The sequence below is a fragment of the Polaribacter sp. genome, from assembly GCF_965656025.1.
In the GTDB taxonomy this organism is placed as follows: domain Bacteria; phylum Bacteroidota; class Bacteroidia; order Flavobacteriales; family Flavobacteriaceae; genus Polaribacter.
On the sequence record NZ_CBFHJT010000052.1, the window covers coordinates 2547 to 11178 of the forward strand.

Genomic DNA, 8632 nt, shown 5'->3' on the forward strand with positions numbered 1-8632 from the left:
GAAAATGGTGAAGCAGCAGTTTGACCCTATGTTAAAAGCTTTAATTGTTACTAAAATGTCTAATAGAGGAGAGTCTTTAGACGTAAAAGTAGAGCCAATGACTCCAGGAATGGAAGATTTTGCTAAACAGTCTGGAGGTATTCAATATCCTGAGGAAAAAGTTTCTGTAGGTAGTACTTGGTCAACCGAAGTTAATCAGAAAGGTATGAAAGTGAATACAAAATATACGGTTACTAAAATTAGTGATGGTAAAGTCTATTTGGATGTAACAGGAGATGTAACAGGTATGGGTACAGGAAAATTAACAGGTGCTGTTGTAATTGATGCCGTTACAGGAATGCAAGATTCTGCAAATACAGAAATAAAAGTATCTGCAAATGGAGCAGAGGTAACTGTATCAGTTAAGGTAAAAACTACTAAGCTTTAGTATTTTTTAAAGTCTATAAAATAAAAAATGCCTTGAGATATTCTCAAGGCATTTTTAGTTTATACTTAATTTATAGGAAACTATGCTAACATCGTAACAGGGTTTTCTATAAATGTTTTTAAGGTTTGTAAAAATTGCGCACCTACAGCACCATCAACAGTTCTGTGATCGCAAGTTAAGGTTAGATTCATGGTATTACCCAGAACAATTTGACCATCTTTAACCACTGGTTTTTGTACAATAGCACCTACAGATAAAATAGCAGAGTTTGGTTGGTTTATAATCGATGTAAAGTTATCGATACCAAACATACCTAAATTAGAAACTGTAAAAGTACTTCCTTGCATTTCTGCAGGGGTAATTTTTTTGTGTCTTGCCTTACCAGCTAAATCTCTAACGGTTGCACCAATTTGAGTTAAACTCATTTGATTGGTGTGTTTAATTACAGGTACTAATAAACCTTCGTCTACAGCAACAGCAACACCAACATGAATATGAGCATGATAAATAGTATTATTATCTGTCCAAGATGTATTTACTTGTGGATGTTTTTGTAACGCCATAGCACAAGCTTTTACTACCATATCATTAAAAGATACTTTGGTATCTGGTATGGCATTTATAGTTTTTCTTGATGCAATTGCTGCATCCATATCAACTTCTATGTTTAAACTAAAGTCTGGTGCAGTAAATTTAGAGTTTCCTAAAGATTTTGCAATTGCTTTACGCATTTGCGAGTTTTTAACTTCCTCAGATTTTTCTTCGCCAGTTACAGAAAAAGAAGGTGCAGCGGCAGCAGATGCTGGTGCAGGTGTTTCTACAGAAACAGTAGCAGTAGGTGTGTAGTTTTCTACATCCTTTTTAATAATTCTACCATTTTCTCCAGAACCTTTTATGTCTGTTAAATTTATACCTTTATCTGAAGCTATTTTTTTCGCCAATGGCGATGCAAAAATTCTATCTCCAGAATTATTAGTACTTGTATTTGCAGAAGAAGTTTTGTTTTCTTCAGTTTTTTCTTGCTTGCTTTCTTTTTTAGTTTCTTTCGATTCAGATTTTTTATCTGATGAAGATTTCTTTTCAGAAGGCACTCCATTGGCAACAATGCTAGAAACATCGGTTCCCTCTGGACCAATGATAGCCAATAAACTATCTACAGGTGCCGTTTCTCCTTCTTGCACACCAATGTGTAATAAGTTTCCTTCGTAGAAAGACTCAAACTCCATAGTGGCTTTGTCGGTTTCTATTTCTGCTAAAATATCACCTTCATCTACAGCTTCTCCTTGTTTTTTTAACCAAGTTGCTACCGTACCATCAGTCATAGTATCACTTAAACGCGGCATTTTAATTACTTGAACTCCTTCTGGGATTTCAGCTTCATCATTGCTACCTTCATCATCCGAAGCTTCATTAGAAGAACTTTCTGTTTCTTTAGAAGTTTCTTCTTTTTCTTCAGAATCATCAGCATCATCACTGTCATTTAAAAGTGCAGAAATATCTTCGCCTTCTTCACCAATAATTGCTAATAATTTATCTACTGGAGAAGTTTCACCTTCTTGCACACCAATGTGTAACAAAACCCCTTCATGGAAAGATTCAAATTCCATAGTAGCTTTGTCGGTTTCTATTTCTGCTAAAATATCGCCTTCTTCAATAGTATCTCCAACACTTTTTAACCATTTTGCCACAACACCTTCTTCCATGGTGTCACTTAAACGCGGCATATTTACAACTGTAGCCATATTTTAACTTATAAAAGGGTAATCTTCTTGTTCGTAAACCATATCATATAATTGCTGAGTTTCTGGGAATGGAGACTCTTCTGCAAATTGCTCACATTCTTTTACTCTTGCTTTTACTTCTTTATCAATCGCAGCAATTTCATCTTCTGTAGCGTAGTTTTTCTCTAAAATAATATCTTTAACTTGCGTTATAGGATCTATTTTTTTGTACTCTTCTACTTCGTTTTTTGTTCTGTAATGCTGTGCATCAGACATAGAATGTCCTCTATATCTATATGTTTTCATTTCTAAAAATGTTGGGCCATCTCCACGTCTTGCTCTTTGTAAAGCTTCGTCTATAGCTTCTGCAACTTTAATAGGATTCATAGCATCTACAGGGCCACAAGGCATTTCGTAACCCAAACCAAGTTTCCAAATATCATCATGGTTTGCAGTTCTATCTACAGAAGTACCCATTGCATAACCATTATTCTCACAAATAAAGATTACAGGTAATTTCCATAGCATTGCCATGTTAAAAGCTTCGTGCAAAGAACCTTGTCTTGCAGCACCATCACCAAAACAAGTTAAGGTAACACCATCACTTCCTTTGTATTTGTCTGCAAAAGCAATACCAGCTCCTAATGGTATTTGACCACCAACAATACCATGACCACCATAAAAACCAAACTCTTTAGAAAAAATATGCATAGAGCCTCCCATTCCTTTAGAAGTTCCTGTTACTTTTCCAAACAATTCTGCCATCACTTTTTTAGGATCTTCTCCCATACCAATTGGCTGTACGTGGTTTCTGTAAGCGGTTATCATTTTGTCTTTAGACAAGTCCATGGCATGCAAAGCACCTGCTAAAATTGCTTCTTGCCCATTGTAAAGGTGTAAAAAACCTCTTACTTTTTGTTGAATGTAAACAGAGGCTAGTTTATCTTCGAATTTTCTCCAAAAAAACATTTCTCTGTACCAATCTAAATAGGTTTGTTTGGTAATTTTTTTCATTCTTAAAAATTGTTGTTCGTTTATTGATTTTAAAAATCTAAACACAAAAATAACGGTTTTATATAGAATAAAAAAACATCATTTTTTTAATTAACTCAATCGTTTTCGTAAAGTTTGTGTTTGTGTATTATTTTTCTTTGGCAATGACTAAAGTAGCCTTGGCATCTGTGGCTAAATTCCATTCATTTGAAGATAGTAACATGCCAGCATCATTATAAACCTTAAAAGCGGCTGTATTTGGACCAGAAGTACCTTGATTTAGAGCTACAAAAGATATTTTATTAATACCTACTTCTAAAGGAATTGTAAAACTTTGGTAGCGTTGTTTTAGTAAAATATTGGTAACTACAGGAATGTTATTAACCATAATTGTTACTCTGTCTCCATCTGGATATTGAAAATCTCTACAAATAATGTTTACACTATTAGAAGTAGTTCGAAAGCTACCTAAATCTTGGTCTATTTTAGGATACACGTATCGACCATTTATAGTTTTAAATGCTTTTAAAAAGCGAGCTTCATTGATTTTTTTCTGAGTTAAAATACCTTTATTGTTTAACGCGTCTTGCTTTTGTTTTTCTTTTAATTTTTCTTGTTCTTTATCAAAAGCTTTTTTAAAACCTTCATTACCATTCAGCTCAATAGATTTTGGTTTTTCTACTGCTTTAGAGTTTTTTAAAACAATGGCTTTTACCTTTCCTTTTTCATTGTTACCATTACTTTTATCTAGCTGCGCAAAAAAAGGCGCACTACATAAAAGGCAAATTAAAAGTGTTATGTTATAATTTTTAAACATTATTTATTTTGTTTTGTAACAATTTAGAGCAAAGATAATGCCGATTTATATTGTGAACGTTTAAGAATTGTTAAAACTAATTATTTTACAGGAAAATTAAAGTATGTATTCGAAAAAGGTTCATTTTTAAGTGTAAAGTGCCACCATTCATTTTCATAAGGTTTAAAGCCATTTGCTAGCATTATGTTTCTCAGTAACATTCTATTTTCTCTTTGTTTTTTTGTGATGTTTTTAGAAAACGGATGCGATTTTTCGCCAAAAAAATCATAAGGACTTCCCATGTCTAGCTCTTTACCGGTATTTAAATTTATAAGCGTTAAATCTACAGTACTTCCTCTAGAATGACCAGATTTAGAAGCAATATAGCCTTGTTTAAATAATTCAGATTTCGGCACATTTGGGTAATATGCTGATTTCATTAAGGTGTCTTGTAAAACTTTTGCCCATCTTACAAAATGGTTTACGGCTTGTTGTGGTCTATATGCATCAAAAATTTTTAAACCAAATCCTTTTTTTGATAACAGCTGTTGTATTTTTTTTAAAGTCTTTGCAGTCTCATTCGTTACAATAACACAATTATTTTTATAGCCATCTATGGGTTTTCCAATAAAATTATTTTTAGACAAATAACGCAATTCACTTTTTATACTAGCATCAATCGTTTCTAAATACACAAATTCTTTGGGTAAGTTCTGAGCGCAAAAAGAAAGACTGATAAATAAAAAAATTAGAAAGCTATTTTTCATTGCAAACAACTATTTTTATGATTGTTTTTTGATGTAGAAATACCAAAAGGTAAATATAATGGACAAAAACTAATAAAACTAGTTAATACAAAAACGCCTGCTAAGATTAAAAGTATAATACCTAAAGTGCCAGAAATTACATTTGTATAAAATAAAATACCCAAAACAATTGCAATAATAACTCTAACAGTTTTATCTACTGAACCCATGTTTTTTTTCATGATTATTGTGTTTTAAATCTTTATAAAGTTATTAATTATTTATTTGCAATACAATAATTAAAGTGAGTTTCTAATAATAGTGGAGTTTTTAATTGAAAACATCAAAATTTATTACTTAATTTTGATGTATGGAACAACTAACACTTACAACACCAGCATTATTATTCTCTGCAATTTCTTTAATAATGTTAGCGTATACCAATCGTTTTTTGGCTTATGCCTCTGTAATTAGAAACTTACACGACATTTATTTAGAAAAAAAAGACACTTCTTTATTAAGACAAATTAAAAATTTAAAACTACGTTTAAATTTAACAAGGTGGATGCAAATTTTTGGAATATCAAGTTTGCTTTTTTGCGTGTTAACCATGTTTTTAATTTATATTAATTTTTTAGTAGTAGCCGCTTATATTTTTGGTTTTGCATTGGTGTTGTTAATTATATCATTGGCTTTATTAATTAAAGAAATACAAATTTCTGCCAAAGCTTTAAAGCACCATATAGCAGATATAGAAGAGCATTTAGAAAAAAAGTAAGATTATTTTCTACTTAAAAAATCGTGGTAAGCATTTTGAGTTAATGCTTTACCTAAAGAGTCTAATTGGTTGGCTTCATCACCATATTTTAAAATGGACTTGTTGCTCACATAATCAAATAAATAAAAACCGTTTTTTGTTAGTGTACCAAAGCCATTGTTAAATAAGTAGTGTGCGTATTGTTTTTCTGATGCATTAAACAAACTTTTGCCGAATTTAAAATCAGAATTATCTGCTTTTAATAAGTCTAATAAGGTATACGCAAAATCAACTTGACTAGTCATATTATCAATTTCGATTCCTTTTTTTTGTAAAGCACCACCCAACCAAAGCATCGGGATTTGAAATTTTTTCGGACCAAAAAATTCTCCTTCGTGTTTAGGAGAACTATGTCCGTGATCTGACATAATTACAATTAAAGTATTTTTATACCAATCTTGTTTTTTTGCAAAACTGATAAAATCGCCAATAACTTTGTCTGTATATGCATGCGAACTTCTAAAAAGATTATCTTCTGTATTTTTACCGAATTTATAAGTACTATTCAATTCGTAAGGCTCGTGACTGGTAGAAGTTAAAGCAATTTTAAAAAAAGGCTGCGCTTGTTTTGTGGATAAATCTTTGGCAAAACGTTCCATAAAAACGTCATCAAAAGCACCCCATTTAGAGTTCCAATCTTTTTTATCAAACTCACTACCATCTACAATTTTAGAAACTTCTGCATTTCTTAAATAGGTATTCATATTCCCAAAATTGGTGTCTCCACCATAATAAAAAGAAGTTTTGTAGCCTAAATCATTCATTTTTTTTGGCAACATGGGCAAGCTCCTTGTTTTATTTGGCATGCGCATAATTCTTTTTACTGGAGGTGGATAATAGCCACTTAAAATAGCAGGCAAACCTTTGTCTGTTCTATCTCCATTTCCATAAAAATTTGTAAACAAAATACCTTCTTTAGAAAGTCTGTTTAGGTTTTCGGTTACATTAGGTTCTCCTCCTAGAGACCCGACTACTTTAGCTGTTAAGCTTTCCCAAATAATTAAAATTACGTTTGGTTTTGTGGTGTTTAAAATAGAATCTGTAGTTGGGTTTAAAAGTTTGTTTTTTCTTTTCTCGATGATACTTTTAGCTAGCTTTTTATCATAAAATTGATATACATTTTTATCACTTGTTTTGTGTGTAAGTGTATTGGCAAAATTCCAGATAAAATTAACAGCAGCATGATTTGCAAACATTTTATTAGAAAAATACACATTGCTTTGGTTAACAGGTATGGTTTGGAAGCCACCTCTTAAGGGAATGATTAGTAACGCAGTAATTATTAAAAATAAAGGAACTTGCAACCAATTACTAATATCAACTTTATTGTATTTAGAATGGAGTGATTTTTTAAAAATTACTATAAATATATAGGTTGATAGAATCCAAAATAAGCTACCAGTAATCATTTGAAAACTAGATACAGAAGCCAACATAACTTCTGGTGTATTTATATATGCTAACAAAGAAGTGTCTAAACGTACACCCCAAGCTTGGTACAAACTTGCATCAATAATTAAAAATAAATTTAAAATAATAAGTACTACTATGGTGTACCACAAAATTATTTTATAGATTTTTCGAGAGTTATTAAAGATGGTAACTATTGAAATTAAAAACGGAATAAAACTTAAATACGCTGAAAAAGAGGCATCTAGTTGCAACCCGTATAAAAAGGTTTTTAAAGTAGTTGTTATCCCTAATTCTGTAGTTTTTTCAAAATAAAACATAAGGAAAAACAATCTTGCAAAGGCAAAATAACCAATCCAAAATAAAAAGTAACTAAGGTTAAATAGTAGTCTGTTTTTAAAACTCCTCATAAAATTTTATTCGGTAACTTTTAAACGTGCTTTTGCTGTAACAGAAATATTCGAATACTCTTTGTTTACATATTTTAAATATCCAGTTATTGCAATCATAGCTGCATTGTCTGTGGTGTATTCAAATTTTGGGATGTAGGGAGTCCAATCCAAATGCTTTTCTGCTAAAAGTAACCTTTTTCGAATATCAGAATTTGCAGACACTCCACCAGCAATAGCTATATGTTTAATATTTGTTTGTTTTACTGCATTTTTTAATTTATCCATTAAAATTTCTACAATTGTATATTGTATGGATGCGCAAATATCATTTAAATTTTCTTTAATAAAATCTGGATTTATGCGCTGTTGTTTTTGAATGAAGTATAAAATACCTGTTTTTAAACCACTAAAGCTAAAATCTAAATCGCCTACTTTGGGTTTTGTAAACGAGTATGCTTTTGGGTTTCCTAATTGAGCATATTTATCTATTAGTGGGCCTCCAGGATAAGGTAAACCTAAAATTTTAGCAGATTTATCAAAAGCTTCACCAACAGCATCATCTATCGTTTCTCCTAAAATCTCCATGTCAAAATAATTGGTCACTTTTACAATTTGTGTATGCCCACCACTTATGGTTAAACAAATAAAAGGGAAGGGAGGTGTTTTGTTATCATCACCTTTTATAAAATGCGCTAAAATGTGAGCTTGCATGTGGTTTACATCTAAGAGCGGAATATTTAAGCCCAAAGCTAAAGATTTTGCAAAAGAAGTACCCACTAATAAAGAACCCATTAAACCAGGGCCCCTTGTAAAAGCAATAGCAGACAATTGTTCTTTACTGATATTTGCTTGGGCCAATGCTTGTTGTACAACTGGCACAATGTTTTGTTGATGCGCTCTAGAAGCTAACTCTGGCACAACACCACCATATTTTGCATGTACTTCTTGGTTGGCAACAACATTGCTTAACACTTGTGCGTTACAAATTACAGATGCACTGGTATCATCACAAGAAGATTCTATACCTAAAATATAAATGGGTTTTTCCATGCTATAAATTTGTGCAAAATTAAGTATATTTTTGGGTCATTTTCTTTTTTTACCAATAGAAATTTAATTCTTTGTTAAATTTGCACGTTCTTTGTATCATTTGGCAATATTTTTGTTTATTTTACTTGAATATTGCTTCATCTTAAAAATAAATTGTCATCAAAAAAGTTGGTAAAAAAATAGTAAAATGGTTAGGGTATTTTTTGCTCTTTTTGCTATTTCTTAGTGTTTTACTTTCTACTTCATTTGTTCAAACTAAGTTGGGGAACTACGTTACCAA

At 31.4% G+C, this 8632-nt stretch carries 9 protein-coding genes; 2 read left to right on the plus strand and 7 right to left on the minus strand.

Annotated features, from left to right (window positions below; translation table 11 throughout):
* Positions 1–427, plus strand: a 427-nt coding sequence (locus ACTG3S_RS10290) for a DUF6263 family protein (protein WP_439129268.1), incomplete at its 5' end; no start/stop codon positions are given.
* An 80-nt stretch (positions 428–507) separates the two neighbouring features.
* On the opposite strand, the gene ACTG3S_RS10295 is transcribed toward ACTG3S_RS10290, so the two are convergent.
* From ACTG3S_RS10295 to ACTG3S_RS10315, 5 genes are all read right to left on the minus strand, one after another.
* The gene (locus ACTG3S_RS10295) at positions 508–2169 is read right to left on the minus strand and encodes a 2-oxo acid dehydrogenase subunit E2 (protein ID WP_439129269.1); all 1662 of its coding nucleotides are present in this window, start codon (positions 2167–2169) and stop codon (positions 508–510) included.
* A 3-nt stretch (positions 2170–2172) separates the two neighbouring features.
* Positions 2173–3162, minus strand: a complete 990-nt coding sequence (gene pdhA, locus ACTG3S_RS10300) for a pyruvate dehydrogenase (acetyl-transferring) E1 component subunit alpha (RefSeq protein ID WP_439129270.1) — start codon at positions 3160–3162, stop codon at positions 2173–2175.
* A 127-nt stretch (positions 3163–3289) separates the two neighbouring features.
* The gene (locus ACTG3S_RS10305) at positions 3290–3958 is read right to left on the minus strand and encodes a hypothetical protein (protein ID WP_439129271.1); all 669 of its coding nucleotides are present in this window, start codon (positions 3956–3958) and stop codon (positions 3290–3292) included.
* A gap of 80 nt (positions 3959–4038) precedes the next feature.
* Positions 4039–4704 (minus strand): M15 family metallopeptidase, encoded by a 666-nt coding sequence (locus tag ACTG3S_RS10310; RefSeq protein ID WP_439129272.1) that lies wholly within the window; start codon positions 4702–4704, stop codon positions 4039–4041.
* Entirely contained in the window at positions 4701–4925 is a 225-nt protein-coding gene (locus tag ACTG3S_RS10315) for a YgaP family membrane protein (RefSeq protein WP_439129273.1), read from the minus strand. The genes ACTG3S_RS10310 and ACTG3S_RS10315 overlap by 4 nt, the downstream gene beginning before the upstream one ends.
* 128 nt (positions 4926–5053) lie before the next feature.
* On the opposite strand from ACTG3S_RS10315, the gene ACTG3S_RS10320 reads away from it, so the two are divergent.
* Positions 5054–5461, plus strand: coding sequence for a DUF2721 domain-containing protein (locus ACTG3S_RS10320; protein ID WP_439129274.1), 408 nt, complete (start codon positions 5054–5056; stop codon positions 5459–5461).
* A gap of 2 nt (positions 5462–5463) precedes the next feature.
* On the opposite strand, the gene ACTG3S_RS10325 is transcribed toward ACTG3S_RS10320, so the two are convergent.
* On the minus strand, positions 5464–7230 hold the full coding sequence (locus ACTG3S_RS10325; RefSeq protein ID WP_439129275.1) for an LTA synthase family protein: 1767 nt from the start codon (positions 7228–7230) through the stop codon (positions 5464–5466).
* A 96-nt stretch (positions 7231–7326) separates the two neighbouring features.
* Entirely contained in the window at positions 7327–8352 is a 1026-nt protein-coding gene (gene tsaD, locus ACTG3S_RS10330; protein ID WP_439129276.1) for a tRNA (adenosine(37)-N6)-threonylcarbamoyltransferase complex transferase subunit TsaD, read from the minus strand.
* Positions 8353–8632: the final 280 nt, after the last annotated feature.

Coding starts and splice junctions, on each gene's coding strand:
- ACTG3S_RS10295 (WP_439129269.1), bottom strand. CDS start 2,169: ATGGCTACAGTTGTAAATATGCCGCGTTTAAGTGACACCATGGAAGAA.
- pdhA (WP_439129270.1), bottom strand. CDS start 3,162: ATGAAAAAAATTACCAAACAAACCTATTTAGATTGGTACAGAGAAATG.
- ACTG3S_RS10305 (WP_439129271.1), bottom strand. CDS start 3,958: ATGTTTAAAAATTATAACATAACACTTTTAATTTGCCTTTTATGTAGT.
- ACTG3S_RS10310 (WP_439129272.1), bottom strand. CDS start 4,704: ATGAAAAATAGCTTTCTAATTTTTTTATTTATCAGTCTTTCTTTTTGC.
- ACTG3S_RS10315 (WP_439129273.1), bottom strand. CDS start 4,925: ATGAAAAAAAACATGGGTTCAGTAGATAAAACTGTTAGAGTTATTATT.
- ACTG3S_RS10320 (WP_439129274.1), top strand. CDS start 5,054: ATGGAACAACTAACACTTACAACACCAGCATTATTATTCTCTGCAATT.
- ACTG3S_RS10325 (WP_439129275.1), bottom strand. CDS start 7,230: ATGTTTTATTTTGAAAAAACTACAGAATTAGGGATAACAACTACTTTA.
- tsaD (WP_439129276.1), bottom strand. CDS start 8,352: ATGGAAAAACCCATTTATATTTTAGGTATAGAATCTTCTTGTGATGAT.